Source organism: Paenibacillus sp. J5C2022 (assembly GCF_025567625.1).
Classification (GTDB): Bacteria; Bacillota; Bacilli; order Paenibacillales; family Paenibacillaceae; genus Pristimantibacillus.
Genome location: NZ_JAOQJC010000019.1, coordinates 34,417 through 61,020 on the forward strand (window position 1 = coordinate 34,417; position 26,604 = coordinate 61,020).

Here is a 26,604-nt window from a genome sequence, read left to right on the forward strand (position 1 = left end):
AGCCCCACCTCTATACGATCTCTTTCAAGTATTGAACAGCCATATGCGATCTGTCCTGAATCGTTGGAACGGCCAGCTTGAGCCGCGCCCGAATCATCTCCTCTTCCTCCACCAGCTCGTGGAAACCGTTGATCAACTTGCGCTTGTCGGCGATATCGTGGATGCCCAGCACCAGCTTCTCTTCGCCGAACAGATCTCTGGCAATGCCTTTGGACTTTACGCTGTAGCCCAGCACCATTGTCGGCACATGGTTGGAATAAGCCGCAATCGTGGCATGCGTTCGCGCGCCGATGAAAAACCGCATGCGGGCGATATATCCTTTGTATTGCGTTGCCGTCAGATGATCCGGCAGCAGTATGACCCTGCCGGTGCTTCTGAAGGATTCGTAGTAATGCTTCAAGATGTCATAGTCATTATTGCCTTCCACCATGACATGGGGTGTCAAGGCAATGGTCATGTCGGTCGTATCCAATATATGCTGAATCAGCACTGCGATGGCGGTCCTGGACCCTTCATTGCGCTTCCATACAAGCGGACTGAAGTTAAGGCCAATCGTATTGCCTTCCTGCCACCCGTCAGGCAGCGCCAGTTCCTCCTTCTCCATGGTGAAGGCGGGGTCGGCTACGAGTTTCACTTGATTCAGACCTTTGTCGCGCAGCATATCGTAGCTGATTGTCTCGCGTGTTAGAATGAGATCGAACAGCTTCAAGTCGCGGAGCTTCTGCTCGGACATATCCTCCTCGCCGATAGAGCACCCCCACAGCACCAACTTCTTTCCCTGCTGCTTCACTCTGCGGTCGATTTCGTACCAGCCTGGCTGTTCCCCGTAACAGTAATTGTCTCCTCCGATAGACAAGCATACATCCATGTTTCTGATGTTATCGATAATATTGGAATGAATTCGTCCAAGCGCATAGGATTCATCGTTGAACAGCTTCAGTCGAAGGGAGGAGAGCAGCCAATCGTAAGAGAATTTTCCGATCGGTCTTGTAGAACCGTCGTAGATTCCGTCAAGCTTCGGAATGATTTTGTCCGTCTCCGGCATTCCCGATGCCAAGTATATTTTCGCTTCCTTCCAGTGCTCCTTCAGCAGATGCGCCGAAGAACGAACGATCGCCTCGCAACCTCTATTCTGACTTCCGTCATGCGCGAACATCATAATATTCATGCTATTCTCCTCCGAACTTTGCGGTTTCGATACCGGCTATAGCTTGTGGCGGCATACAAGCCCCACAGCGAACGCTTCTTCACACATTTCAACAGCAGCCTTTGATAACGGTCAGCCTTCTCGCCGATATCCTCTTCGCACAGCGGCAAGCATTCTATGACCGTCTCATGATGAATCATCCCTCTCACATAGCTTAGCCGCTGGCTCCATGTCAGTGGGCAGGATGGGTCCAAGTATATATGTACATTCGCCATTACGCTGTTGATCAGCTTGACAGCTTTCAATCGCTTTATGCTTGATTGATCCAGAATATCCTCATAGATGGGCGGCAGCTCGCCCCGGAACACCTCCAACGCCCGATGGAAGTAGTCCTTCCGCCCCGCCTGCCGCGTGGCGCTTCCCGGAACCTCCCGGTAATTATAGCCGGAATAATCGATGTATATCATCGAGGTGGCAGCACTGAAGGCATTCATATTGAACGCGCCGTCTTCTCCGAGAGCAACCCCCTGCGGGAAGCGTACTTCATGCCGATGAATGAATTCCCTTCTGTACAATTTATTGCAGGCGGAATTGAGCTCATCCGACTTCAGGAACAAGGGCAGCACCCGTGCCCGGATGTAGTCCGCCTGCAATAAAATGTGCTTAGGGAACGGAAAAGAAGTGATGGAGAAGGTGCCTTCCAGCTCAGTCTTCATATTGGCTACCACGATATCGCAATCCGCCGTCACTGCCGATTCATATAACCGGGCGAAGTAATCCGGCTCCACGTAGTCGTCGGCATCCACAAAGCCGATATATGCTCCGCGAGCCTTGGACAATCCCGAATTGCGCGCCGCACTGACACCGCCATTGGTCCGATTAATCAGCCTGATCCGGCTATCCTTCTCCATGTAGCCTCTTATGATCGCTTCGCTGCCGTCGCTGGAGCCGTCGTTGACAAAGATAAACTCGCTGTCCGTCAACGTCTGATCAAGCAGCGAGCGTATGCAAGGGTCCAGATTCGGCTCCATATTATAGACCGGAATGACAACACTTACTTTAATGGACAAGAGCCATCGCCGCCTTTCCTTCAAGCAATTGATAGAGCTTCTCCAACTCCTGCTCATTATCGAATTGAAGCCCTTGGCAATTATGGGACAAGCGAGCACGCAGCTCCTCATGCCGGTACAGCCTCTCGATGCCGTCGGCGATTCCCTCAACCGTGTTGTCTGCAATGCAGCCGTCATAGCCCGACATAACCTGACTGTGTGCGGTCGGATAATCCGTAATCAGTACAGGCTTGCACAGAATCTGGGCTTCAATTACCGTCACCGCCTTGCCTTCATAGCGGGAAGGCTGGACGTACAGATCGCAGGCCTGCATATACGGATAAGGATTGGATTGCTTGCCCAGCAGGATGAAGCTGTCCTCCAGTCCGAACTCCTGGATCAACGCACGTATCATTCCTTCGTCGCCGCCGTAACCGACCACGTACCAAGCAATCTCGTCATAACCTCGCTTCTTCAGCAGGCTTAGCGCTCTCACCGCATTATCGATGCCTTTCGCATGGGATAAGCGGCCTACAGTCAGAAGCTTGAAGCGGTTGTCTTGCAGCATCGGATTGTCGGTCTCTCCCTTCTGCTCATCGGTCAGCAGTCTGATCGTGTCGGGAGCAATCAGATTCTCCATAACTATCACCCGATCCTCCAATTCGCCGTATACCTGCAGGAACGAGCTTCGGCAAGCTTCCGATACGGCTACAATGTAATCGAATTTGCGCCACATGCGAAGATCGAGCTTGCGAAGCGCCGCAATTGTTGAATAATCCGTGTGAATCCAGGCAATCTTGACATCGGCCTCCACCTTCTCCGCCACAAAATAATGAGGCCACAAGTAGCTGATTGCCGCCTTGTATCTCCCACTGTGCCGCGGCAGGAACGGGAGTGCGTAAGACCACATTAACTGCTGCTGAATGTAACCGGGCTCCGCGATCCGTCCGAGTCGCCCGGCCAATTCCGCATGCGCCCTGGACAATAAGCGAGTCAATCCAATGCGCGAATACCCTGAACGGAAGGTCTCTCCTATTGAGGCGCGGAAGGTCGCGTATTCCGGAACTTCGCCAAGCAGTCTAGCCCTGTCGGACAACAAGCTCATGAAGTCGCCGCTATGCCGGTACAGCATAAGATCCACATCGTACCTGTCATAATCAAGATGGTCCAGCAGGCCGGCCAGGCTTCGCTCGACACCGCCTACTTCCATATCGTAAGAAGCAATCAATAATTGACCCATATCCTTACTCCTCGCTTTACGAATTATCCGCTATGCGGCTTGCCGCTTCGCCTTTCGCCATGCCCACAGAATGGGACGCAGCGGAAAGTACAGAAAGTGCAGCTTCTTCGGCAGCGGCAGCGTCTCGGCGTCCTCCGGGAACGGGAACAAGAAGCTGGTCATAAACTGTATTTTCTGTCCGGGGGTCATCAATGCGAACAAATATTTTTTATGATACTTCTGCACCTCCTGCGGTACGGGAGGACTGTGCAGATTAACCATTCTCTCCATATAGAACATGGTATCTTCCGCCAGCCAACCCGCTTTTCGCGTCAAGAGCGGACGCATCTCCTCGCGAAGCGGCGAAGCGAGCAGCTTGGCTGCCAGGAACAGCGCCTGGCCGCCGATATCGCTGTACTGATGCTTGCGCAGCAGAGCAATCAGCCTCGGCCAGTTCAACTTCTGATTCGCGAGCTTCTTAATATCGAGCAGCCAGCGAATTCTGGACCAGCCGTGTCTCGCTCCATGTGAGACCAGGAACATGAACAGGTCTTCCCGCCCCAGATAATAGATCGGGCGGCTAATAAGCGAGCTCTGGCGCTTGCGCTCCCACTGCTCCTGGAAGCTGGGTTCCTTGGAAGGCGAAGGATTCCATCTCCAGTGCACTTCCACCTTGATCTTCTTGTCGGGATGATGGAACGTGATGTGATGGTGCCTCCACTTCCAATCGTTCAGAATGGTCGTAATATAATCGTCCTTCCGGTATCCCATTCTCACCAATAGCGCTTCCGCCTTATCCAGCTTCTGAATCGGTATCAGCAGATCCAGATCGCAAGAGGTGCGCAGCGAGACGTCCCCGTACAGATCCGCGGCGATTACTGGTCCTTTCAAGAACAGCACTTCGATGTCGTGCTCGGAGAACACTCCGGCAAGCTGCTCCATCTCCCCGCTCAATGCCAGCATTTGCAGCGTATTTCTGTAGTAATCGCGCTGGAACAGACTGGTGACGAATGACGGAATCGGAGCATTGTCCATCTCGCTGAGCTTGCGGCTGATGCTGGGGAATACGCGGTGATGGCGGGCCAGCTCGATGAAGTGAGGCCAGTCCACGTCCTGCAGCAGTTCCCAATGCTCGAACGTATATTCAGTTGGGTTATTCACTTCCAGAAGCGCCAGCAGAAGGCGCATTTCCTGCGAGAACTCTTTCGTATGGAAGCCAACGTCATTAATCATGAGTATCTCCTTCTTGCAGTAGGAATTAGCAATAAAGAACAATGTGTACGTTTTTGTTCTATTTAAAGAACACTCTTCTAGATTATCATCCTCTATCTGTTCTGTCAATTGCCTTTCCTATGGTAGAATAAAGTTTGTTGGTTCGTACTTCCAGTAAGTGAAAGGAGCCTTATGATGAGCGATATCGTCATCTTCGGAGCAGGCGGCCATGCGAAAGCGGTTATCGATACGATTGAACAACAAGGCCGCTGCCGCATTATCGGGCTGCTCGATGCCAATCAGCCGGCAGGCAAGCGCGTATACGGCTACGAGATTATGGGGGACGACTCATGGCTGTTCGTCCATGAACATTCCGTTCATGGCGCCGTCATCGCCGTCGGCGACAATTGGACTAGAGCTGCCATCGCCGCTCGTCTGGCAGCCGCTCTGCCACAGCTGGCCTTCCCTGCAATCGTTCATCCTGCGGCTCATGTCGCCAGAGGGGCTTCCGTCGGCGACGGATCAGTCGTGATGGCGGGAGCCGCCATCGGCAGCGACACAACGGTAGGCCATCATTGCATCATGTATCCCGGCTCGATTATCGAGCATGATGGCATCATGGAGGACTACGCCAGCTTCGCTCCCCGTGCGGCAGCGGGAGGCAACGTGAAGATCGGCGCGCATTCCGCCATTGCCATTGGCGCCACCGTTATACATGGCATCGCAATTGGCGGACACTGCGTCATTGGCGCAGGAGCGACCGTGGTGAAGCCGGTACCCGATCAGACCGTCGCATACGGTACGCCGGCTCGAATCGTGCGCAAGAGAGCGATAGGAGAACGCTATCTGTAATTACAGAGCCGGCTTGTGCCGATCAAGAATTGACCGGCGTTTCGCATGGTCTATCGCATAGTGGATCGTTGCGATTACACGATTCTGTTCATTATCCGTCATGGCCGAGCCCGATGGCAGACATAACCCCGTTCGGAACAGCTCCTCGCACACAGACATGTCCGGCATATGGGAATAGAAGGAAGCGTCTTGGAACAAAGGTTGCATATGCAGCGGCTTCCAAAGCGGACGAGCTTCAATATTCTCGCTCGCCAGCGCTTGCACCAGATCGGCGGCAGTGACTCCGGCGACCGCTTCGTCCACCGTGATCGCCGTCAACCAGCGGTTGGAGAACGTTCCTGGAAGCTCCGGCATGTACGCAATGCCGTCATGGCAGGACAGCGCTTCCCGATAACGCTCGAATATGCGGCGGCGAGCGGCTACCCGCTCATCCAGCGCTTGCAGCTGCCCTCTGCCAATGCCGGCCAGTACGTTGCTCATCCGGTAGTTATAGCCTATCCGGCTGTGCTGGTAATGAATCGCGACATCGCGGGCTTGTGTGGACAGGAACTTGGCCCGTTCGAGCGCGGATGTATCATTGGAGACAAGCATCCCACCGCCGGATGTCGTAATGATCTTGTTGCCGTTGAAGGAATAGATGCCGAATTCTCCGATCGTGCCGCTCTGCCGCCCGTGATAGGTGGAGCCTAGCGATTCCGCGGCATCCTCGATCACGGGAATGTTATACTTGCCGCATAATGCCATCACTTCCGACATTCTCGTCAATCCCCCGTACAAGTGAACGACGAGTACAGCCCGTGGCAGCTTTCCTCTATGCGCGGCATCCTCAAGAGCGCGCTCCAGCGCGACAGGCGACATATTCCAGCTGTCGGGCTCGGAATCGATGAATACCGGTTCCGCTCCCAGATAGCGAATCGGATTCGCGCTTGCCACGAAGGTGAAGCTGGAGCAGAATACCGTATGCCCCGCTGACACTCCTGCAAGTTGCAGAGCGAGATGAATGGCCGCCGTGCCGGAGCTGACAGCCGCCGCCCCTGCAGCGCCGACCTTGACCGTCAGCTCTTGCTCGAATGCGTCCAGATTGGGACCGAGCGGCGCTATCCAATTCGTCGCGAACGCTTCTTCGATATATGCCTTCTCCTTCCCGCTCATATGCGGGGGAGACAAATAAATGCGCGGTTGTTCCTGCGTCGTAAGCTTCACTTCGCTTTCATCCTTCCTGATTATGAGTTGTACCTTCAAACATGGGCATTGTGGCATGGTTCGCGTTACTGACGCCGTCCGACTTGACCACCTTCTTCACGGTCAGCAGCAAAATCTTCATATCCAGCCAAAAGCTCTGATGATCCACATACCAAATGTCCCGTTGAAACCGCTCTTCCCAAGTGACGTCATTGCGACCGTTCACCTGCGCCCAGCCTGTTATGCCTGGTCTTACATGATGGCGCCGCGCCTGCTCCTCTGTATATAGCGCCATATAATCCATAAGCAGCGGCCGGGGGCCGACAAGGCTCAGCTCTCCCCGTATCACGTTCAATAGCTGAGGCAGCTCATCCAGACTGTACTTGCGCAGCCAACAGCCGAACGGCGTAAGCCTCAGATGATCCGGCAGCAGATTCCCGTAGGAATCCTTGCCGTCGTTCATCGTGCGGAATTTGTATAGATGGAATGGACGTCCACGAAGTCCCGGCCTGCGCTGCTTGAACAGAACAGGCGAGCCGAGCTTCACCCGCACGAGCAGCGCCACGATTAGCATGACGGGCGATAAGACTATTAACGATAGCGAGGCAACAACAATATCGATCAATCGTTTTATCATATCTGGTTCTCCTATCGTCCATTCGAAGACAGCATTTGTCTCATCTTCGCAATCATGTGCGGACCGATCACTTTGCTGGCTACCCGCTTCACTCCGCTTCGCATGCGCACATGGGCGGGCAGCCACGATTGGGCGAAGTGATGAATCGTGCAGCTGTCCGCACTAAGATAGTTGGCTCCGTTAATATAGTCATAAGGGCTGAAGTAAGTTCGCGGATAGAACACGACGCCATTGCGTAGCGCCTGATACTTCCCGTCCAGCACAAGTCCGTCCCGCTTCGACAATTCCGATATAACGGCTGTGTTCGTGGTCATATCATATGTCCCGTCGGCCTGCAGGAACGAACGCGCAGCATAATTGTTCAGCAACGCAGCAATCCAGGGATGGCCGGGAACAGCCCCCATCGTGCCCGACTGCAGGTACCGCTCATCCTCGAATCCGGAGAAGGCTTCATGATGCAGGAAGCCATCCAGCGATCCCAGCACCTCCACATCCGTATCCAGGTAGATGCCTCCATGCTCCATTAAGGCATGGAGCCGGACATAATCGCTTACGAAAGCGAATTTGCGAGCCTCATACGCCTCCTTCACATACCGTACCGAACTGATGTCGAAGTTGTCTTCATTCCACTCTATGAACCGGTAGCCGCTCAAGTGCCTCTTCCAGCTCCGCATGCATTTTCGAATCAGCTTCGGCTTCTCCCCGCGCCCGAACCAGCAGTAATGGACGATGCGCGGAATATTCGCTTCTGTCTCCATAACACTCTCCCTCGCCTTCTTAGAAAGGCCATATCATATAATCGCTTCGATAACTAAGTCCCAGTACCATCACATTCTCATAGAAGAAATATATAAAGTACAAGCAGATGATAAGGAAATAGACCAGTCGTTGATCCTTGTCGCGGAACAGCTTGACAATCCACCCCATAAGTACAAGCTGATAGAGCGTAAAGTAAATGCCCAGTCTGGCGAATATCCAGTTCTGCGTCGCAACAATCATGAGCACAACCCCGATAATCGACATATTGACGAACACATCGCCACCCGGGAACAGTCTTCTCAGCTTTTCCCTGCCTATATAAGCGATAAATAAAGGAACCGTATTGACGATTACCCGTATGAAATTGGCGCCGCCCTCCTGAAAGCTCGCGTAATGGCCGTACTGCGTATCCTGAATCGCCTTGAACAGCATTTCCGAAAAGTAGTTATAGCCGAGAACGATCGCGATTGCCCCTGCCAGCAACAGAGTCGTCAGCTTCGTCCATGCCTTCAGACGGACGATAAAGTACAGCGGCGCCAATATTAATGCGCTTTGATGAAAAACAGAGGCTAACAATACGAGCAGCATATAGGGCTTCCAACGACCTTCAAGCAGGTATTTCGTCCCGGCGAACAGAATCGCGGCTGCCAGATATTGGCGCAAGCCATTCATGGAAATAATGAACGCACCGGACGTTATGTATAAATACAAGCTGAGATCCAGCAGCCGGGAATATCGGTACATAACCACCACAATGAGAATATTTGTAACGAGCGCAGTCGTCATGATGAGCAATTGCGGATCATCCGTTATTTGCTGCAGCAGCATTTGCAGAATATTAAAGCCCTTGTCCTTCTCTCTCCAAATAAACGCCCAGTCGTAATCGGTCACTTCGTAGGCATGCATATAAAAAAAGGTGTCACCGATGTTGTTGCGCAAGCCGGCTACCAGAACGAGGCTAACGGCAGCCGCTGCGGCCAGTATTTTGTTCGGTCGAATGGAGATAGGCGATATCGCGGAGGGAACGGCGAAGTATCGTGAGAAGAAGGAGAAATAGAATACGGCAATGATACTAACCCACAGAATAATCATTGTTCATTCCCCTTGCTGCCGAAGCGCCTTTCGTTTTGAAGCGAATGTACATGTAGAGAAGAAGTCCGGGCACCATGGCAAGCAAGGTGATCCGCTTCCGCGGAGACTCCCGAAGCCACCGCCTGTTGCTCATCATCAGGCTGCTTGATACGTAATGCACGGCATGCCGGAGCTTGAAGGCGAAGCCGCCCAACGGAAGCTTCATCATCGCCTTGCGATAGAAGGCGAAGCCCTGCGGATTGCGCACATATTGCATCAGCATGTTCCGGGACGAACCATCCGGCAAATAATCGACGTGGCACAGCACTTCGTTCATCAACAGCAGCTCGTACCGCTCATCCAGCTTGTAATATTTGTAGTCCAGTCCGACATACCTCTCCTCCGGAAAGAGCGGATAGGGATGCTCCTTCGTAAGCGCGGTCCGATATACCAGCTTCTTGTCACCCCTGACGCCATGCCGCTGATAGAGATGGAACAAGGAGCTGCTCTTCAGCGATTCCGGGAATGACGTGCCGATCACTTCACCGTCGGGATGCGCATCCAGCGCGGCAATGCCGCTGTACTTGTCGCTGCCATGGCGGCTCCAGTAATCCAGAATTTTCTCAATCGCATCGTCCGGCATATAATCGTCCGAGTCGATGCATACGTTCAGCTCGGTATCAATATGTGAGTAGGCGGTATTATGAGCGCCGTGCATCCCCTGATTCTCTTGCCGTATGTACCGGATCTGCACCTTTCCCTCTTCCATCCAGCCGCTCACCAGTTCACTCGTATGATCCGTGGAGCCGTCGTCGACGATCAGCCATTGAAATTGATCGCAGCTTTGACGCTTCAAGCTCTCATATAGCTGGTGCAGACAGTAAGCCCGGTTATAAGTGGGCGTAAAGACGGTTATTCGTCTCATGGTTCACCTCGCACTGCTTTCCGTAATATTGTTGCAGCCACACAGCAGTCTCGCGAATATCGTAACCGTGCATGTGCAGCGCAGCCTGGGTATCCATCCGCCGTTCCCGGCCGGCTGCGGACGGGATGGCTTCCAAATATTCCTGCAAGTTCCCGTTGCTATGGAATGACACTAGCCCCATCCCCAAATCCACTTCCCGCGTAATGGCATCCGATACGACGCAAGGCAATCCGGCCGCTTGCGCTTCGACGAGCGTCACCGGCAGGCCTTCGTGGTGCGATGGGAAGACGAAGACATCGAACGCCTGCATAAGGCGGTCAATATCCGATCGCACACCGAGAAACTTCACGTTATCCGACAATCCCATTACACGAGCTTTCTCCTCTATTGTCTGCCTTAGCGGCCCTTCGCCTGCCATAAGCAAGCAACTGTCGTCATTACGCTTCAGCCAATTGTGGAAAATGTCTATCAGCATTTCGTGGTTTTTCTGTTCATTGAATCGCCCTACATGGCCGAGGACGGTCGTCCCCTCGGCAATGCCAAGCTCCTTCCGCACCTCATTCCTGACCAGCGGGCGATAAGCGAACACATCGCTCATTATGCCGTTCTTCAACAGCTGAACCTCTCTCCGCTTCCAGGGGAACAGCCACTTCCCCGCTTCCTCCGAGCAGGCGAACCGATGCGTGGCGGCGAAGGCGATATATAGACTGGCATATCGCTTGTAGAGCTTCGCCGGCAGACTTCCCTCGCTTCTTGTATTGTGACTATGTGCGATACGGACGGGCACGCCCGCCTGCCTGGCGGCATACAGCACAAGACCGCTCATCCGGTCCATATGCGTATGGACGACCTGATATTGATAGCCATACTCTGCGAAAAATTGCTTCAGCGCTGCCCTGTATGCACGCGGCCCGACCTTGTCAATGTAAGGAATGCGGTGGATGACTCCGCCGAGCGATCTGATTTCATCGTCGTAGCACCCTTCGCGGCAAGTGAGGAAATGGAACTGCAACTTGCTTCTGTCGATATGCCGATACAGATTCATCAGCAGGGTCTCCGCTCCGCCGCGATTCATGTTCACCGCCGCCTGCAATACCGTTATCATGCTTCCCACTGCAGTCCCTTCACCTCTTCTCCGGATGCCTCAATGATGTCTTCATATTTCCGCCGCAATTCTTCTTGTACGCGGTGCGAAGAGTAGCTCTCCACCCGCAGCTTGCTGTTCTCTCCCATCTGCAGCCTCGCTGACGGGAAGGCTTGCAGCATGCCAAGTCGCTGCGCCAGCGTGCTTGCGTCTGTCGGACCGACGAGGAAGCCGTTCCGCCCTTCCTCCACGAGCTCTTCATGTCCGCGATTGCGCGTCGCTACGATAGGCAAGCCGCATGCCATCGCCTCCATGATGTTGACCGGCAAGCCTTCTCTCAAGCTGGAAGAGACGGCCGTATCGCACATCGGCAGCAGCTGATCCAGATCGTCCCGATAACCCAGGAAGCTCACCATGTGCGATACGCCCAGTTCCTGCGCCAGCAAGCGGCAGCGGCTAAGCAGCGGTCCACGGCCGGCCAGCAGCAGCCGGGTCATGGGAGCCTTCTCCTTCAGCTGCGCGAGCGCATGAAGCAGCAGCTCGTGATTTTTGTTGCGATTGAATTCAGCCGCATAGATAAGCAGGAAGTGCTCGGGACGATAATGGAATCTGGCTCTTCTCCGCCGCTTCTCTTCGTCGCTGACGGGACTGAACCGTCCCGTATGAACGCCGACGCCATGCACATGCGCGATCTGCCCCGCCCGGAAGCTGCGGTCTACCGCCAATCGGTAATCCTCGCTGTTGATTGTAATAAGGCAGTCCGTCAGCTTCGCCAGCTGCTTCTCGATGGGATAGTAGATAAGCCAGTTGGGAAGCGGGGCTCCCTTGAAGAAGTGGAAGCCGTGCGCCGTATAGACGACCTTGGTACCTCTTCTCCGCGCATGCCTGGCAGCCAGCCTTGCCAGCACCCCGCCCATCGGAGTATGGCAGTGGATCAGCTGATAATTCTCGCTGTCGATCCATTCCTTCAGCATCCGGTAAGCGCGAATATTGTGCAGCCGGAACGGAGAGCGCTGAATGGGGAAATCCCGCTTCTGATGGACGAAGGGAAGCTCAAGCTCGCCTTGCGCCGCTACATGCACTTCCCAGCCCCGCTTGCTGAACCATTCCATCGTAGGCAGGTGGAACAGCTTGAAATGATAATCGACGGTAGCGCAGAACAGCACTTTGTTCTTGTTCTCCATAGGCTATGCGCCCCTATCTGGGCGCTCCCTCCCTCTCCAGCACTTGCTGCATGAAGTCCAGCAGCTCGTAGCGAAGTTCATCCCGCTGCAGCGCGAATTGGATTGTCGTCTGGATAAAGCCCATTCGCTCGCCGACATCATAGCGGACGCCGTCGAACTCGTATGCGAACACGGCTCTTGACTGATTCAGCGCGGCAATGGCGTCCGTCAGCTGAATTTCACCGCCGGAGCCGGGGGCTTGCTGGCCCAGTATGTCGAATATTTGAGGCGTCAGTATGTAGCGGCCCATGATGGCCATATTGGAAGGCGCGTCCTCTTGCTTTGGCTTCTCTACCAGATCATTGACGCGATGGAACAATGGCTCCATCGTCTTCCCGTCGACGATGCCGTACCTGGACACTTCCTGCTCCGCCACCCGCTGTACGCCAATAATGGAGGACCCGTACTGCTCATATTTCTCGATCATTTGCTGCAGGCAAGGCTTCTCTGCAGCAATAATGTCGTCGCCGAGCAAGACGGCGAACGGCTCGTCGCCGATGAATTTCCTGGCGCACCATATCGCATGACCGAGTCCTTTCGGCTCCTTCTGCCGAATATAGTGAATGTCCACCATATCAGAAGATTTGCGCACCTCTTCCAACAGCTCGAATTTCCCCTTCGCCGACAGAATCTGCTCCAGCTCCTGCGAATTGTCGAAGTGATCTTCGATCGCTCTCTTCCCTTTGCCCGTCACGATAATAATGTCTTCAATGCCGGATTGAATGGCTTCTTCCACAATGTATTGAATGGTCGGCTTGTCGACGATCGGCAGCATCTCCTTAGGCATCGCCTTCGTCGCCGGGAGGAACCGGGTACCCAGCCCCGCTGCCGGAATAATCGCTTTTCTGACCTTCATTTCTTATCCGCTCCTTTATCTTTAACCCGATATCGTCGCCAGCTTCGGCTTGGCCGTGACATGATTGGCTATTTTCAGCAGCGATACGCGCAGCTCCGTCTGTTCCATGCGGCCGTACTCTCGCATAATGTCCTGAATGTCATCCATATGGATTTCGGATGCTTTGCCAATATAGATTTTGGGGTACACTTGCTTCTCCATCATTTCGTTGTCCTTCAGCATCTCCTCGTACAGCTTCTCGCCGGGCCGTATGCCGGTATATTCGATGCCGATATCTTCAACGGCGAAGCCGGACATGCGAATCATATTCTGCGCCAGCTCCGTAATGTTGACGGGCTCGCCCATGTCCAGCACGAATATCTCGCCGCCTCTTGCGAGCGCTCCGGCCTGAATGACAAGTCTGGAAGCTTCGGGAATCGTCATGAAGTAACGCACCATATCCGGGTGCGTCACCGTAACCGGTCCCCCTCTGGCAATCTGCTTCTGGAACAGCGGAATGACGCTGCCGCGGCTTCCCAGCACATTGCCGAAGCGTACAGCAACGAATTTCGTTTGGCTCACGCCGTCCATATGCTGAATGATCATTTCCGCCAGCCGCTTCGTCGCGCCCATGACACTCGTCGGATTGACTGCCTTGTCGGTGGAGATCATGACGAAGGTGGATACGCCGCTGGCGCTTGCCGCTCTCGCCGCATTATAAGTGCCAATCAGATTGTTCTTGACCGCTTCCTCCGGATTTCGCTCCATCAGCGGCACATGCTTGTGGGCCGCCGCATGGTAGACGACATGGGGCTTATGCTTGCGCATGACGGCGTTCATTTTGTCCGCATCCTGCAAGTCGGCGATTTCTGTATAAAACTTGACGCCCGAGTCCTTGTACATCTCCTTCAATTCCATCTCTATCGCATATATGCTGTTCTCCCCGTGTCCCAATACCACCAGCTTCTCCGGAAGGAACCGGGCTATCTGCCTGCATACTTCCGATCCGATAGAACCGCCTGCCCCGGTAACCAGCACCACCTTGCGCGTCACATACTCGGAGATGCTCTCGATGTCGAGCTCCACCGGCTCGCGGCCGAGCAGATCCTCCACCTGCACATCACGGAACTGGGTAACGGCTATTCGTCCGGTCGCCAGATCCTCCAGCTTCGGAATGATTTGCGTCTTGGCGTTCGTCTTGGCGCATTCCGTATAAATGTTGTAAAGTTGCTTCTTGCTCAGGGACGGAATGGCAATGACGATGTTATCCACCTTGTACTGTGAAGCCTTGGCCACGATCTCCGATACCTTCCCTGCTACCGGCACACCCATAATATCCAGTTCTTGCTTATAAGCGTCGTCATCGACGAATGCGACGGGATACAGCTCTGTATCGGAGTTGTTCAGCAGCTGCCGTACCAGCATAGTACCTGCCGACCCGGCTCCGACGATAAGCGTCCGCTTGCGCTTGCCGCTCTGCCGGCTGAAGCTTCCTCGCACCACGCGCCAGACGAGCCTGGAGCCGCCGATCAGCATCATGTGCATCATACCGATGACCGTCAGCAGACGAACATGCATATCCCCGAAGGCGATCCACTGCAGGAGAGCCGTCCCGCCGATCGTCAGCGCAGCCGCTTTGGCAATCATGACGAGCTCGCCGATACTGGCATATTCCCATGCTTTCTTGTACAGCTTGTAGACGAAGAAGAAGACATGGTGCAGCACGAACAACGACAGCGCAAGCAGCGTAATGGACGATGGCGCTCCCGACTCCCCCAATAACCAGACACTGCCGCCTACTGCCGAAGCTACAATGATGGAATCCAGTGTAATCAGCAGCCAGAACCTGCGACGATAAGTCATGTCAACCCCATCCTTTCCTTACTCGTTCACAAACTTTGTGCTTTATAAAGAACATTTTTGCCGAAAAAAAAGGCGTATGAAAGGGTCGCTTCTAACGCTCTTTTTTATTCAATATGGCCCCCACAATATTCGCTCCTGCGAACGCAAGGGACTGCTTGGCCTCCAGCGCCATGCCGTGGGTCGACTTGCCGCACTGCAGGAGCAGCACGACCCCGTCACATTGCTTCACCAGCATATTCGTATCCGGTCCTGACAAGACGGGAGGACAATCAAGCACGATGCGATCGTACTTCTCCGCCGCCGCTATGATCAGACCCTTCATCACATCGGAATCCAGCAACTCCGTGGAATTCGCCTGTCTCTGCCCGCTGGTGAGCAGATGAAGCGACGGGATCTCTGTATGCTGCACGGCTTCGTTCAGATTGAGCTGCTTGGACAAGACATTGGACAAGCCGGGGGAGGCTTGCAGCTGGAACAGCTTGTGAATCATCGGGTTGCGGAAATTGGCATCCACTAGCAGCACTTTCTCTCCCCGATTCGCCATGCTGATCGCTAGGTTGACCGCTGCGGTCGTTTTTCCGTCACCCTCTCCCGGCGATGTAATCATAACCGATTTGATCGTTTTGTTCTGTACGGAGTACTGAATGTTGTTCCTTATTGTGCGGAATTGCTCCGCGATCCGCCCCGAAGGCTGCAAGTAGGAATAAAGACTGCGGTGGATAACGGATCTTGCCACTTTTGCTCGTTCACGAACCAATGGTCTCACTCCTGTTCAATGCTTGTTTTGGTTGATTGCTTCCCGCCGACGACGGCGCTCTTCGCTTGATGACGGACACATGCCCCAGCATATTAAGCTCCAGCAGCCTCTCAATCTCTCTCTCCGACCGTATCGTATCGTCCAAGGATTCCAGCAGGAATACGAGTGTCAGACTGAGGATGAGGCCAGCAGCGAAAGCCAGGTAGACGATCGTGTTCGTCTTCACTGTAATCGACACAGGAACGGGCTCAGCGGGCGTCAATAGACGAATGTTGCTTACGCCCAGCGTATCCGCGGCTACCTTGCGGAACACTTCCACCGTTGTATTGGCGATATCCGCAGCCCGGTTGGGATCGGTATTCGTTGCGGTTATGACGGTAACGAGCGAATTGTCTACATTGGCTACTCTAATCTGTGAACGCATTTGGCCGACGGATTGATCCAACTCCAGCATGTCGATAACCTGCGACAGCACGATTGGCTCGCGCACCATCACTTTTACCGTATTCATCATGTCGTTGTTGGCGGATATGATCACCCGTGTAGAAGAGGAGTAATATTGCGGCTCCGGTTTGGAATTGTACAGATAACCGAGCGTTGTTATGAGTCCGGTAAGCACGATAACAATCCATAAGCGCTTCATGATGATGCCGGCAATTTCTTTCAGATTAATTTCTTTCTCCTTTATCGCTCGAGCGCTGCTGTCCAATCTTTTCATTTCCATTAAACACACCTGCTTACCGTTAGTTATAGTGAACAATAACAACATAATAGTTCTTTATATAGAACATGTCAACACACTTTTACCATTTTTCACAAATTCTTAATGATCGATATGAAGGATGATAATGTTTGATGACTTCTTTTTCCCCTTTTGCGAGGGGCTAGTTGTCAAGTATTCTTCCTTCCATTTCGTCGATCTGACCAAATCCTTCAATGCCTGAAAATCGCCCTTGCTCATTCCCTCATCCACCGCATCGCGAATAAGCGTCTGCCACTCTTCATCCAGCACATGATCCACCCATACTTTAGGAGAAAGCTCTTCTCCGAGCAAATATTCAATATTGGTGTCCAGATGATAAGCGATTTTCGCCAGCACTTGAAGCGAAGGATTATTCTGTACATTCCGTTCTATGTAGCTTAAATAAGACTTTGACACTCCGGCAAGGTCGGCAAGCTTCGTAATGGAATAACCTTTCTTCTCCCTCAATGATTTAATCCGTTCCCCAATCATAGAATTCTCCTTCAATTAGATTCGATCTGTAGTACCACTAATCTATATAACGTACAATATCTATATTGTAGTTCTTTAAAGAGAACAGGTCAATACCTTGGCACGCTTTACTTTGTCCACATTTCGTCTGCGAATGTTCTTTATAAAGAACTATTTTCATCATGATAAAATGTACAATGATAAATGCCGAGCAACGTCCTTCACATTTATTTCACACTCCAACCTATGCTACATGCCCTACAGCTCCCAAACCAGCTACTTTCCTCACTCCAACCTATGCCACATGCCCTACAACTCCTAAACCAGCTACTTTCCACTCTCCAACCTATGCCACATGCCCTACAGCTCCTAAACCAGCTACTTTCCACTCTCCAACCTATGCCACATGCCCTACAGCTCCTAAACCAGCTACTTTCCACTCTCCAACCTATGCTACATGCCCTACAACTCCTAAACCAGCTCGGCTATCGTGCAATTACTTGCCTCCAACTGAGGCGTATTAGCTATGGAAAAAGGGACTGTTCAAGGCGTCCCACACCTCTGCACAGTCCCTTTGTCGTTCTCACTGCTTCAACCTATTAATGAAAGCAGGCTTTTGAATTCCAGCTCTTCGAACTTGTTCAGCACACTTGCCCGATTATACTGCCAATAGCACATTTCCCAATCCGCCTGAAGCGGAGCGTCGCATTTGATCGTCGCCAGCTCACGGGAGAGGTGCAGCATGTCCAGATCGGCTTCAATCTTGGCCCGCACCGACTTGGCTACGGCATCCAGATTCGCCAGCAGCGCCTCTATCGTCCCATGCTCCAGCAGGAGCTTGTGAGCCGTCTTCTCTCCAATGCCTCGCACGCCGGGATAATTGTCGCTCGCATCACCCATCAAGCCTTTCATATCAATTACTTGCTTAGGGGTCAATTGCCGCTCTTCCATCAAGCTATGAGGCGTATAGACCATATAATTGCCGATCCCTTTCTTCATAATCGCCACCGATACGCCTTCATCGACCAATTGCAGCATATCGTGATCGCCCGTTACGATGTACACATCCGCTTGCTCCTTGAACATGGCCGCCAGCGTGCCGATGCAATCATCGGCTTCGAACCCTTCTACGCCGATATTGGGAACGTCGAAGCTTGCTACCACTTCCTTGACCAGATCGAACTGAGGCCTCAGGTCCTCCGGCGCTTCCGGACGATTCGCCTTGTAACCGTCATACTGTTCCGTGCGGAACGTCTTGCTGCCCATGTCCCAACAGCAGATGACATGCGTCGGATTGAACGTTTTGACTGCGTCCATGAAGTAACGGACAAAGCCGTGAACGCCATTGACTGGAATTCCACTGCTTGTTCTGCGAATACTGCCGGTAAACGATGTGGCGAAATAAGCCCTGAACAGAATCGCCATCCCGTCGATTAGCAGCAATCGTTGTTTTTCCATCCTTGTATCTCCTCTCAATTGGCACTTGCTCCCGCCTTCGTTGCTGTCGGCCCTGTCGCAGCACCTTCAGCCGCTTGAGGCTTATCCCCCTATGTCCCTATACTCGCCGCGTATAAAGCAACCTATACGTCTGGCTGCCTCAAGCAGTCTCGCTTCCTCTTCTACCAACGCAATACGCACATAGCCTTCTCCTTCGGAGCCGAATGCTTCTCCGGGAATAATTGCCACACCACAGCTATGAAGCATTTCCTGGGAAATGGTTCTTGAGGACCAGTCGCTCCCCTTATCCCATCCCATCTTAGGCAGCTTAGCCCAAATGAACATTGTGGCTTTCGGCTTATCGACGGTCCATCCCTCCGCACGGAGCGCTTCCACGAATGAATCTCTTCGCCGCTCGTACACAGCGCTTACCGATGCCCTTCCATCGTCTGCCATCGCCTCCCGCAGTGCAGCAATGCCCGCTTCCTGAACAGGAGTGAATACACCGTAATCGATGTTGTCCTTCAACTCCCGCAACGCGCTCACCGCATCCCTATTGCCAACCAAGAAGCCAATACGACACCCGGCCATATTGAAGCTCTTCGATAGGGAATGGAATTCCACGATATGATGAAATGCGCCCGGCAACTGCAACATGCTGGGAGGTCTGCAGCCGTCAAAGGCAAGCTCGGAATAAGCCAAATCATGCACGACCAGCACGTCATGCTTCTTCGCCTTATGAAGCAGCCTCTCATAGAAGGACAAGTCGGCTATGGCAGACAGAGGATTATTGGGATAATTGACGAGGATGAACTTCGCCGCATCCCATACCGGCGACGGGATGCCGTCCAGGTCGGGCAAATAATCGTTCTCCTCGCGAAGCGGCATCAGCTCCGCCTGCACGCCTGCCAGCGCCAGTGAAGCACCATATATGGGATATCCCGGGTCCGGGAGCAGCGCCTTATCGCCGGGATCGCATATGGCCATGGCCAGATGGGCAAGTCCGTCCTGCGAGCCCATTAAGGTGACCAGCTCCGAGGCAGGATCTGCCTGCACTCCGAACCGGTGAAGCATCCACGCAGCTGCCGCCTCCTTGAACGGCATACCGCTTCCGACAGCTGGATAAGCATAAGAATCTTCCCGGAGCGCCGCTTCGCTGAGCGCATTGCGTACCGAAGCGAGCGGCGGACGGTCAGGACTGCCAATGCCCAGGTCAATCATATCGCGGCCCCCCGCCATCGCCTCCCGCTTCCAGGAAGCCACTTCGGCGAATATGGAGGAGCCGAGCTGCGACAAGCGGCTCGAACGCCAATGCCTGTCTCTTCCGTCATTACTCATGACCGCCCCAAGCCTCCTCGAATTGCTCAGGCTTGAAGCCGATGGTCACTTGCTTACCGTCTGTTACGATCGGTCGCTTAATGAGCATCCCGTGCGATGCCAGCAGCTCCCGCTTCTCCTCGTCGCTCATGCCCGGCAGCTTATCCTTCAGTCCCAGCTCCCGGTATACTTCTCCGGATGTATTGAAGAACTTCTTCATATCTTGTCCGCTGAGCGCGATAAGCCGCTCCAGTTCATCCGCCGTAGGTGTCTCTTCCACGATATGGCGGGACTCCACTTCGTAACCTTTTCCTTTCAGCCACTTGACCGTATTTCGGCATGTGCTGCACTTCGGATACTCGATAATCGTTACTTTCTTGTTAGCTGTCATTGCTGCATGTGTCTCCTTCCGCCATTCGGGATAATATACGATCCAGTTCCATGAATTCTTCCGGCAACGGTGCTTGCCACTCCATCCATTGCTTCGTCATAGGATGTGTTAGCCCCAGCCGTTCCGCATGAAGGGCTTGCCGACCGACCGCCGCCTCCAGTTCCTGTACAGTTAATGGCTCGATGCTATACATTTTATCTCCGATTAACGGACATCCGATATGCCGCATATGCACGCGAATCTGATGCGTTCGGCCTGTCTCCAGCTTCAATCTGACGACCGAAGCGGCACCGCCAGTCCTCTCTCCCCACTTATACGTCCGTACTGTCTCATAATGCGTTACGGAAGGGTAACCGTCAGGGGTGACAATTCGATAATGGGGACGTTCAGGGTCCCGATCGATTGGCCCTTGCACTGTTCCGTCAGACGGTGCCGGAATGGAGTAGACGCAGGCCAGATACTGCTTGTCCACGGTTCCGGCTTGCAGCTGCTCCGACAGCTGTTGATGCACATAGCCGGTCTTGGCTATGGCAACAAGCCCCGAGGTATCCTCATCCAGACGATGAATCGGGCGAAATCTCACCTTCTCCCCCACCGTCTTCCAATGTCGCACCACCCCGTTCGCAAGCGTTCCGGTATAATGCCCGTGGGTCGGATGAACGATCATACCCGCCGGCTTGTTCACGATGAGCAGATATTCATCTTCATAAATAATGCGGATCGGAATATCCTCCGGCAATATGTCATCCGACTCTTCCCGCAGCATCCTCAGTTGGATAATATCTCCCGCCGATACGATGGCGGTCGTATAGACGCGCCGTCCATTCACCGTCAGACCATGCTCGGTCAGCTTGACCTGGGACAGCAGCTTGCGCGATACGCCGAGGCGTCTCTGAAGCACCGTGCGAACCTGCTTTCCTTCGTCGTCCGTTGTTGCATGGACTGTTAATGGCTTATAGTACTTTTCGCTCAGCTTATCGACTTCAATCTCCAGTACTTCGGCCTCTGTCTCTGCTTCTATTTCCGCTTCTTCTTCTGTCTCAGCTCCCATGTCTGCTGCGGTCACAGGATCTGCTGCTACACCTGTCTCAGCATCCTCCCCGCCCACCGGTGCCATATTCTCCATTGTATCATCATTGCCGGCAGACGGCTGGCAGCACATATTGACATCTGCCGCGAATAGCTCATTCCGGCATTCAAGCTCCCTTCTCTTATCCGAATCCTTGCTGTACCTCATGGCTTCCTCACCTTCTTAGCCGGTTACGTTATTCCAGATTCTTGAAGCGAGCTACTTCTTCTCGTCCTGCCCCTTGCCCTTTCTCTTGCGGAACACTTCCGCGCTGCGCACATATTCCGTATCGGGAACGCCGAGCTTCGCATTGGCTACGCGGGCAGCTGCGAAGAAGAAGTCCGATAATCTGTTCAAATAAATAACGACATGCTCATTGACATCATGCTCACCCGCCAGCGTAACTGCACGCCGTTCCGCTCTACGGCATACCGTGCGGCACACATGCAGTTGTGAGGCAGCCAAGCTCCCCCCTGGCAAGATAAAGCGAGTAATCTCCGGAGCCTCAGCAATATAACGATCAATCCATTGCTCCAGCCGAATGGATGGCTCCTCGTTCATCTTGAACGGCGCTCCCTTCTTCGCATACGCAAGGTCAGAGCCGCAGTCGAACAGTTCCTGCTGAATGTCCATCAGCATGCTTGCCATTTCTTCCAGCTCCGGATGCTTCATAGCTTCGGCCGCAGCGGCGCCTACGAAGCTGTTCAACTCGTCGATCGTGCCGTAAGTCTCCACTCTCACATCATCCTTGCGGACCCGGCCGCCTATGAGCGACGTCTCGCCTTTATCGCCTGTTTTCGTATACAATCTCATACGCTCACCCCTTCACCGTTTATTAATCATCCAGCATTTCGCTCTTGTATGCCACATACACTAGCTCGCCTCTAATCCGCCATTTCGTCTCTCCAACGTATGCCACATACACTAGCTCGCCTCTAATCCGCCATTTCGACTCTCTATTGTATGCCACATACACTTGCTCGCCTCTAATCCGCCATTTCGACTCTCTATTGTATGCCACATACACTAGCTCGCCTCAAATCCACCATTTTGACTCTCCAACGTATGCCACATACACTGGCTCGCCTCTAATCCGCCATTTTGACTCTCCAACGTATGCCACATACACTGGCTCGCCTCTAATCCACCATTTTGACTCTCCAACGTATGCCACATACACTGGCTCGCCTCTAATCCGCCATTTCGACTCTCTATTGTATGCCACATACACTAGCTCGCCTCTAATCCACCATTTTGACTCTCCAACGTATTGCTACATACACTGGCTATCCTCTAATCCACCATTTTGACTCTCCAACGTATGCCACATACACTGGCTCGCCTCTAATCCGCCAATTCAACTCTCTATCGTATGCCACATGAACCGGCTCGCCTCTAATCCGCCATTTCGACTCTCTATCGTATGCCACATACACTGGCTCGCCTTTAACCCGCCATTTCAACTCTCTATCGTATGCCGCATACACTGGCTCGCCTCAAGCTTCCCTCCAGCGTATCGGCACAAACAAACGGCAGGCCAGCTCTGCGACTGACCTGCCCTCAGTGTCGATCTATCCTTTTTTCAATGTGTCCACAAACTTGCCAATCCGATTCAACGCTTCGGTCAACTGGGATACTGAAGTCGCATAAGAGCAACGGAGATGGCCTTCTCCTCCCTTGCCGAACACGTTGCCCGGCACAGCGGCTACCCCCGCTTCCTCCAGCAGCCGCTCGGCGAACTCCTCGCTCTTCAAGCCCGTCGATGCAATAGACGGGAATGCATAGAATGCGCCTTGCGGCTCATGGCACTCCAGTCCGATATCCCGGAAGCCCTTCACGACCAGACGGCGCCGCTGATTGTACGACTCCACCATTCGATCCTTCTCCTGCAGCCCGTTCGTCAATGCTTCCAATGCCGCATATTGCGCCATAATGGGAGCGCACATGACAGTATACTGGTGAATCTTCAGCATGGCGGAGATCAGATCGGGATGACCGCAAGCGTATCCCATCCGCCAGCCCGTCATCGCGAACGCCTTCGAGAAGCCGCTGACGAGAATCGTCCGATCCTTCATACCCGGTAACGACGCGAAGCTCACATGCCTGGAGCCGTACGTAAGCTCCGCATAGATCTCGTCGGAGATGACGATCAGGTCATTGTCCTCGACTACCTTGGCGATCGGCAGCCAGTCTTCGTATGTCATAATGCCGCCCGTCGGATTGCTGGGATAACAGAGAATAAGTAATTTGGAACGCGGCGTAATGACCGCTTGCAGCGCCTCCGCCTTCAGCTTGAACTGATCCTGCGCGAACGTCTCGATACCGACCGGAACGCCCCCCGTCAAGGATGTGATAGGCGAATAGGAGATGTAACAGGGCTCCGGCACCAGAATCTCGTCGCCGGGCGATATGAGCGCGCGCAGCGCAAGGTCGATGGCTTCGCTGCCGCCCACCGTTACCAGTATTTCATTGGACGGCTCATAAGCGACGTCGAAGCTGTCGCTCAGATATTGTCCGATCGCTTCTCTCAGCTCCGGCATGCCGGAATTGGACGTATATTGCGTCTTGCCGGATTCAAGCGAATAGACTGCCGCCTCCCGCACATGCCACGGCGTGACAAAATCGGGTTCCCCTACCCCGAGCGTAATGACATCCTTGCGCGAGCTGACCAAGTCGAAGAAACGGCGGATGCCTGATGGCTTCAATCCTTGCGCCAGAGGAGACAAATAATCTTTCATCGATTCGCGACTTACAGGCGCTGCAGTTGAATGTAGTCCCTCGTTCACCATCATTTATGCCCCCCTTATGGCGAAACCATCAAGCGATGGTCACCCTCATCCTCTTCGAAGATGATGCCGTCCTGTTTGTATTTTTTCAATATAAAGAACGTTTTCGTCGAAAGCACCGCATCGATCGGCGACAGCTTGTCGGAGACGAAGTTGGCCACCTGTCGAAGGCTCTTGCCTTCTACTTCCACAAGCAGATCGTAAGCGCCGCTCATCAGGTATACGGACTTTACCTCGGGATATAAATAAATGCGTTCAGCAATGCCTTCAAATCCGCGGCCGCGCTCAGGTGTAATCTGCACCTCGATCAGAGCGGTAACCTTATCGTTGTCCACCTTGCTCCAGTTGACAACAGTGGCGTATTTCACGATGACATGATCCTGCTCCAATGCGGCGATCGCTTCCTTCACTTCCTCCTCCGTGACGTCAAGCATCGTCGCAATCAACTCCGGTGCCCTGCGGGCATCCTCTTTCAGCAGCTCAAGCACCTTCAACTGTAGTTCGCTCATCACAAAACTCCTTCCTGCAGCCATTTATAAGTAAAATAAGTAATAAAGAATATTTTACAATGAAATGCTGCTTCCTGCAAAAAGAAATTGTGAATGCCCGCGCAGATCGGCAGCCAATCGTCGCACGCATGCAAAAAGGGCTGTACCCAAGGCCATGTTACGCCTTGGGTACAGCCCTTGAACAAGCTACATATAATAGGGTGGATTGTTCTGCTGCATATTTTGCTGCTGTGCGCCGCCTTGCTGCATCGGCGTATACATCGTTTGGGATTGACCCGCCCCCGCCTTTTGCAGCTGATTCATCGTTTTTTGCTGCGACTGCCGATATTGTGTCGCCTGCTTGTTCAGCTCCTGACGAAGCGCTGGTGAAGCCGTATTATACATGTTGCTTTGCTGCATCGCCTGGAACATCTGGCCCTGCACCGCCAGCGTATTGTTCAGCAGTGTCGTGAACAGCTGGCGAATATCCGGACAAGTGGATTCCGTTGCGGCTGTCGCATATTCCCTTACGACCCGTTTCAAATCGTTAAGCACGGCGGATGCAAGATCCTCTTCGGTCAATATCGATTGCAATTGCTGTTGTTGCATGATGTTCCCTCCATTTAATAGCTGATTCTGCCGTCAATTATTGGGGCTGAGTAGGCGCGATTCCCTGATGATGCGTTAAGGCATGCATGAGCGAATCGTAGTGCTGCTGATGCATGTTGATCATGCTGGAGCAGCAGTTGCGGATCGCGGGATGTGTGGAAATAGAGGCGACTGCTGCGCATTGCTTCATCAGCAGATCCTCATTGGACATGGAATCCACAATGTACTCCAACTCTTTGGCTGTCATTGGCTGCATGGCTACATCCTCCTTCTGAATTCTAATCACTGGAACATATAGTATTATGATCCATTTCAAAAATGTTATGTATCGCCTTGTAAATCAAATAGTCCGGAATTGTTCAAGCGAAACTTCACGTCGACCTGCAGCTCGTCATCCTTCGGCCGCCAATTCCTGTTTCGGACATGCCCTTGCCAATACCGGTTATGGTAGCGGTACAGATGATGCTCCAAGTTGAACAGATCCATTCCTCGGCTCAAGCCTTCCTTATAAGTGCGCTCAATTTCCTCCCTCACCTTCGCTTCCAGACTTGCGATTAATTCCTGCTTGTCGAGCATGCCGTCCATCTCCACCACATGGCCGCGCAGCGACAGCTCGAGCCGGAACGGGGAGTTAGCGTTCCCTTTCTCCCAGTGCAGCTTGTATTCGGCCTTCGGGATTGAGAGCGTAGCCTTCCTGTTCCCGGATTGCACTTCGAACATGACTTTGCTGTAGTTGGGAGACAGCCAGCGCAGGCCTCCGGATTGCGGTTCCGCAACATACCCTTGATATTGCAAGCCTTCGAATGCGAACACGCCGCTAATAAGCTGAGTGTTCATCTCGTCCCTCCCGTATTTCCAATACTGATCCGTCACCTGTAAGACCGGAATAAGTGTGGTATATGCCCTCTCGTTAAGCATTTGTACCGCGCTTTGCATGGAGGTCGAGCTGACGTACGTATATTGCTTCTCATGCGGACCCGGCAAGTACATGATGCTGTTAAGCGGCGAGGAATCGAAGAAAGTGTCCGCGTTGAATACGTCGTCCATCGCTTCCTGCGTTCCGTACACCTTGGCCGTATATCGGGATGCGCGCTGCCGGTTCAATCCGTCCAGTACCTCGCTTAGTTTGGACAATGCCCGTTCGTGTACGACGATTACTTTCAAATGCTCCAGATTCTGCAGCGTATAAGCGCCTTTGCCCAAGTTGTAATACGCCTTGAACATGGATTCGCCCCGTCCCTGTCCCATCCACACTTTCTGCGGCTCATTGTGAGGGGTTTGCGTTTTGGCCACTGCCGAGAAGTTAATAATTTGGGCATACAATATGTACTGCCCGTCCACATAATCGATTCCGACAGCGGATATATAGCTGACATCCTGCAAGTCCACCTCATCCCAGCAGCCCGTCAACGGCAAGAAGAGAAGCAGGGAGACAATGAGCAAGCCAACGGCTCTGTGCCAAGCTCTGCGTGCATTCAT

Annotated in this window: 28 protein-coding genes; 1 reads left to right on the forward strand and 27 read right to left on the reverse strand. The window is 53.2% G+C overall.

The window, feature by feature from the left end; all coding sequences use genetic code 11:
- Positions 1-10 precede the first annotated feature (10 nt).
- From M6D81_RS16370 to M6D81_RS16385, 4 genes are read right to left on the reverse strand one after another with little or no spacing between them, the layout of a single operon-like run.
- A complete protein-coding gene (locus M6D81_RS16370; RefSeq protein ID WP_262677992.1) occupies positions 11-1,168 on the reverse strand; it encodes a polysaccharide pyruvyl transferase family protein in 1,158 nt (385 codons plus the stop codon).
- A complete protein-coding gene (locus M6D81_RS16375) occupies positions 1,165-2,217 on the reverse strand; it encodes a glycosyltransferase family 2 protein (protein ID WP_262677993.1) in 1,053 nt (350 codons plus the stop codon). The genes M6D81_RS16370 and M6D81_RS16375 overlap by 4 nt, the downstream gene beginning before the upstream one ends.
- The gene (locus M6D81_RS16380; RefSeq protein ID WP_262677994.1) at positions 2,207-3,436 is read right to left on the reverse strand and encodes a glycosyltransferase; all 1,230 of its coding nucleotides are present in this window, start codon (positions 3,434-3,436) and stop codon (positions 2,207-2,209) included. Before M6D81_RS16380 ends, M6D81_RS16375 begins: the two co-directional genes overlap by 11 nt.
- 30 nt (positions 3,437-3,466) lie before the next feature.
- Complete coding sequence (locus M6D81_RS16385; protein WP_262677995.1) at positions 3,467-4,648, reverse strand: nucleotidyltransferase domain-containing protein; 1,182 nt, start codon at positions 4,646-4,648, stop codon at positions 3,467-3,469.
- Positions 4,649-4,819: 171 nt separating this feature from the next.
- Between M6D81_RS16385 and M6D81_RS16390 the strand changes: the two genes are divergently transcribed.
- Entirely contained in the window at positions 4,820-5,479 is a 660-nt protein-coding gene (locus M6D81_RS16390; RefSeq protein ID WP_262677996.1) for a NeuD/PglB/VioB family sugar acetyltransferase, read from the forward strand.
- Here the strand turns inward: M6D81_RS16390 and M6D81_RS16395 are convergent, their stop codons facing one another.
- From M6D81_RS16395 to M6D81_RS16505, 23 genes are all read right to left on the reverse strand, one after another.
- Entirely contained in the window at positions 5,480-6,631 is a 1,152-nt protein-coding gene (locus M6D81_RS16395; RefSeq protein ID WP_262678072.1) for an aminotransferase class I/II-fold pyridoxal phosphate-dependent enzyme, read from the reverse strand.
- 58 nt (positions 6,632-6,689) lie between these two features.
- Positions 6,690-7,295, reverse strand: coding sequence for a sugar transferase (locus M6D81_RS16400; RefSeq protein ID WP_317259135.1), 606 nt, complete (start codon positions 7,293-7,295; stop codon positions 6,690-6,692).
- 14 nt (positions 7,296-7,309) lie between these two features.
- Positions 7,310-8,056: a glycosyltransferase family 32 protein gene (locus M6D81_RS16405; RefSeq protein WP_262677998.1), complete on the reverse strand. Its 747-nt coding sequence runs from the start codon at positions 8,054-8,056 to the stop codon at positions 7,310-7,312.
- 19 nt (positions 8,057-8,075) lie between these two features.
- Positions 8,076-9,149 (reverse strand): EpsG family protein, encoded by a 1,074-nt coding sequence (locus tag M6D81_RS16410; protein WP_262677999.1) that lies wholly within the window; start codon positions 9,147-9,149, stop codon positions 8,076-8,078.
- Positions 9,130-10,053, reverse strand: a complete 924-nt coding sequence (locus tag M6D81_RS16415; RefSeq protein ID WP_262678000.1) for a glycosyltransferase family 2 protein — start codon at positions 10,051-10,053, stop codon at positions 9,130-9,132. Before M6D81_RS16415 ends, M6D81_RS16410 begins: the two co-directional genes overlap by 20 nt.
- Positions 10,019-11,167 (reverse strand): glycosyltransferase family 1 protein, encoded by a 1,149-nt coding sequence (locus M6D81_RS16420; protein ID WP_262678001.1) that lies wholly within the window; start codon positions 11,165-11,167, stop codon positions 10,019-10,021. Before M6D81_RS16420 ends, M6D81_RS16415 begins: the two co-directional genes overlap by 35 nt.
- Positions 11,155-12,321, reverse strand: coding sequence for a glycosyltransferase family 4 protein (locus tag M6D81_RS16425; RefSeq protein ID WP_262678002.1), 1,167 nt, complete (start codon positions 12,319-12,321; stop codon positions 11,155-11,157). The genes M6D81_RS16420 and M6D81_RS16425 overlap by 13 nt, the downstream gene beginning before the upstream one ends.
- Before the next feature lie 13 nt (positions 12,322-12,334).
- Positions 12,335-13,216 carry a UTP--glucose-1-phosphate uridylyltransferase GalU gene (gene galU / locus M6D81_RS16430; protein WP_262678003.1) on the reverse strand — a complete coding sequence of 294 codons (882 nt, stop codon included), beginning with the start codon at positions 13,214-13,216 and terminating at the stop codon, positions 12,335-12,337.
- Between the two features lie 21 nt (positions 13,217-13,237).
- Positions 13,238-15,058 (reverse strand): polysaccharide biosynthesis protein, encoded by a 1,821-nt coding sequence (locus M6D81_RS16435; protein ID WP_262678004.1) that lies wholly within the window; start codon positions 15,056-15,058, stop codon positions 13,238-13,240.
- 91 nt (positions 15,059-15,149) lie between these two features.
- On the reverse strand, positions 15,150-15,815 hold the full coding sequence (locus tag M6D81_RS16440; RefSeq protein ID WP_262678005.1) for a CpsD/CapB family tyrosine-protein kinase: 666 nt from the start codon (positions 15,813-15,815) through the stop codon (positions 15,150-15,152).
- Positions 15,805-16,539 (reverse strand): YveK family protein, encoded by a 735-nt coding sequence (locus tag M6D81_RS16445; protein WP_262678006.1) that lies wholly within the window; start codon positions 16,537-16,539, stop codon positions 15,805-15,807. Before M6D81_RS16445 ends, M6D81_RS16440 begins: the two co-directional genes overlap by 11 nt.
- Positions 16,540-16,638: 99 nt before the next feature.
- Positions 16,639-17,049: a helix-turn-helix domain-containing protein gene (locus M6D81_RS16450; RefSeq protein ID WP_262678007.1), complete on the reverse strand. Its 411-nt coding sequence runs from the start codon at positions 17,047-17,049 to the stop codon at positions 16,639-16,641.
- Positions 17,050-17,619: 570 nt separating this feature from the next.
- Positions 17,620-18,486 (reverse strand): 5'-3' exonuclease, encoded by an 867-nt coding sequence (locus M6D81_RS16455; protein ID WP_262678008.1) that lies wholly within the window; start codon positions 18,484-18,486, stop codon positions 17,620-17,622.
- 81 nt (positions 18,487-18,567) lie between these two features.
- Positions 18,568-19,803, reverse strand: a complete 1,236-nt coding sequence (locus M6D81_RS16460) for an aminotransferase class I/II-fold pyridoxal phosphate-dependent enzyme (RefSeq protein WP_262678009.1) — start codon at positions 19,801-19,803, stop codon at positions 18,568-18,570.
- Positions 19,796-20,173 (reverse strand): arsenate reductase family protein, encoded by a 378-nt coding sequence (locus tag M6D81_RS16465; protein WP_262678010.1) that lies wholly within the window; start codon positions 20,171-20,173, stop codon positions 19,796-19,798. The genes M6D81_RS16460 and M6D81_RS16465 overlap by 8 nt, the downstream gene beginning before the upstream one ends.
- A complete protein-coding gene (locus tag M6D81_RS16470; RefSeq protein ID WP_317259134.1) occupies positions 20,163-21,410 on the reverse strand; it encodes an RluA family pseudouridine synthase in 1,248 nt (415 codons plus the stop codon). The genes M6D81_RS16465 and M6D81_RS16470 overlap by 11 nt, the downstream gene beginning before the upstream one ends.
- Before the next feature lie 51 nt (positions 21,411-21,461).
- Positions 21,462-22,055, reverse strand: a complete 594-nt coding sequence (locus M6D81_RS16475; protein ID WP_262678011.1) for a cob(I)yrinic acid a,c-diamide adenosyltransferase — start codon at positions 22,053-22,055, stop codon at positions 21,462-21,464.
- A gap of 22 nt (positions 22,056-22,077) precedes the next feature.
- Positions 22,078-22,263 carry a hypothetical protein gene (locus M6D81_RS16480; protein ID WP_262678012.1) on the reverse strand — a complete coding sequence of 62 codons (186 nt, stop codon included), beginning with the start codon at positions 22,261-22,263 and terminating at the stop codon, positions 22,078-22,080.
- Between the two features lie 550 nt (positions 22,264-22,813).
- Positions 22,814-23,980 (reverse strand): aminotransferase class I/II-fold pyridoxal phosphate-dependent enzyme, encoded by a 1,167-nt coding sequence (locus M6D81_RS16485; RefSeq protein ID WP_262678074.1) that lies wholly within the window; start codon positions 23,978-23,980, stop codon positions 22,814-22,816.
- A 65-nt stretch (positions 23,981-24,045) separates the two neighbouring features.
- The gene (locus tag M6D81_RS16490; RefSeq protein WP_262678013.1) at positions 24,046-24,537 is read right to left on the reverse strand and encodes an Lrp/AsnC family transcriptional regulator; all 492 of its coding nucleotides are present in this window, start codon (positions 24,535-24,537) and stop codon (positions 24,046-24,048) included.
- A gap of 186 nt (positions 24,538-24,723) precedes the next feature.
- On the reverse strand, positions 24,724-25,125 hold the full coding sequence (locus M6D81_RS16495; RefSeq protein WP_262678014.1) for a spore coat protein: 402 nt from the start codon (positions 25,123-25,125) through the stop codon (positions 24,724-24,726).
- 37 nt (positions 25,126-25,162) lie between these two features.
- The gene (locus M6D81_RS16500) at positions 25,163-25,381 is read right to left on the reverse strand and encodes a hypothetical protein (protein WP_262678015.1); all 219 of its coding nucleotides are present in this window, start codon (positions 25,379-25,381) and stop codon (positions 25,163-25,165) included.
- A 65-nt stretch (positions 25,382-25,446) separates the two neighbouring features.
- Positions 25,447-26,604, reverse strand: a complete 1,158-nt coding sequence (locus M6D81_RS16505; protein ID WP_262678016.1) for a Ger(x)C family spore germination protein — start codon at positions 26,602-26,604, stop codon at positions 25,447-25,449.

What these genes read in the sequence shown, in the direction of transcription:
- M6D81_RS16370 (WP_262677992.1), bottom strand. Translation starts at nt 1,168, where the DNA reads ATGAATATTATGATGTTCGCGCATGACGGAAGTCAGAATAGAGGTTGC.
- M6D81_RS16380 (WP_262677994.1), bottom strand. Translation starts at nt 3,436, where the DNA reads ATGGGTCAATTATTGATTGCTTCTTACGATATGGAAGTAGGCGGTGTC.
- M6D81_RS16385 (WP_262677995.1), bottom strand. Translation starts at nt 4,648, where the DNA reads ATGATTAATGACGTTGGCTTCCATACGAAAGAGTTCTCGCAGGAAATG.
- M6D81_RS16390 (WP_262677996.1), top strand. Translation starts at nt 4,820, where the DNA reads ATGATGAGCGATATCGTCATCTTCGGAGCAGGCGGCCATGCGAAAGCG.
- M6D81_RS16395 (WP_262678072.1), bottom strand. Translation starts at nt 6,631, where the DNA reads ATGAGCGGGAAGGAGAAGGCATATATCGAAGAAGCGTTCGCGACGAAT.
- M6D81_RS16405 (WP_262677998.1), bottom strand. Translation starts at nt 8,056, where the DNA reads ATGGAGACAGAAGCGAATATTCCGCGCATCGTCCATTACTGCTGGTTC.
- M6D81_RS16410 (WP_262677999.1), bottom strand. Translation starts at nt 9,149, where the DNA reads ATGATTATTCTGTGGGTTAGTATCATTGCCGTATTCTATTTCTCCTTC.
- M6D81_RS16415 (WP_262678000.1), bottom strand. Translation starts at nt 10,053, where the DNA reads ATGAGACGAATAACCGTCTTTACGCCCACTTATAACCGGGCTTACTGT.
- M6D81_RS16425 (WP_262678002.1), bottom strand. Translation starts at nt 12,321, where the DNA reads ATGGAGAACAAGAACAAAGTGCTGTTCTGCGCTACCGTCGATTATCAT.
- galU (WP_262678003.1), bottom strand. Translation starts at nt 13,216, where the DNA reads ATGAAGGTCAGAAAAGCGATTATTCCGGCAGCGGGGCTGGGTACCCGG.
- M6D81_RS16435 (WP_262678004.1), bottom strand. Translation starts at nt 15,058, where the DNA reads ATGACTTATCGTCGCAGGTTCTGGCTGCTGATTACACTGGATTCCATC.
- M6D81_RS16445 (WP_262678006.1), bottom strand. Translation starts at nt 16,539, where the DNA reads ATGGAAATGAAAAGATTGGACAGCAGCGCTCGAGCGATAAAGGAGAAA.
- M6D81_RS16450 (WP_262678007.1), bottom strand. Translation starts at nt 17,049, where the DNA reads ATGATTGGGGAACGGATTAAATCATTGAGGGAGAAGAAAGGTTATTCC.
- M6D81_RS16455 (WP_262678008.1), bottom strand. Translation starts at nt 18,486, where the DNA reads ATGGAAAAACAACGATTGCTGCTAATCGACGGGATGGCGATTCTGTTC.
- M6D81_RS16460 (WP_262678009.1), bottom strand. Translation starts at nt 19,803, where the DNA reads ATGAGTAATGACGGAAGAGACAGGCATTGGCGTTCGAGCCGCTTGTCG.
- M6D81_RS16465 (WP_262678010.1), bottom strand. Translation starts at nt 20,173, where the DNA reads ATGACAGCTAACAAGAAAGTAACGATTATCGAGTATCCGAAGTGCAGC.
- M6D81_RS16470 (WP_317259134.1), bottom strand. Translation starts at nt 21,410, where the DNA reads ATGAGGTACAGCAAGGATTCGGATAAGAGAAGGGAGCTTGAATGCCGG.
- M6D81_RS16475 (WP_262678011.1), bottom strand. Translation starts at nt 22,055, where the DNA reads ATGAGATTGTATACGAAAACAGGCGATAAAGGCGAGACGTCGCTCATA.
- M6D81_RS16485 (WP_262678074.1), bottom strand. Translation starts at nt 23,980, where the DNA reads ATGAAAGATTATTTGTCTCCTCTGGCGCAAGGATTGAAGCCATCAGGC.
- M6D81_RS16490 (WP_262678013.1), bottom strand. Translation starts at nt 24,537, where the DNA reads ATGAGCGAACTACAGTTGAAGGTGCTTGAGCTGCTGAAAGAGGATGCC.
- M6D81_RS16495 (WP_262678014.1), bottom strand. Translation starts at nt 25,125, where the DNA reads ATGCAACAACAGCAATTGCAATCGATATTGACCGAAGAGGATCTTGCA.
- M6D81_RS16500 (WP_262678015.1), bottom strand. Translation starts at nt 25,381, where the DNA reads ATGCAGCCAATGACAGCCAAAGAGTTGGAGTACATTGTGGATTCCATG.
- M6D81_RS16505 (WP_262678016.1), bottom strand. Translation starts at nt 26,604, where the DNA reads ATGAATGCACGCAGAGCTTGGCACAGAGCCGTTGGCTTGCTCATTGTC.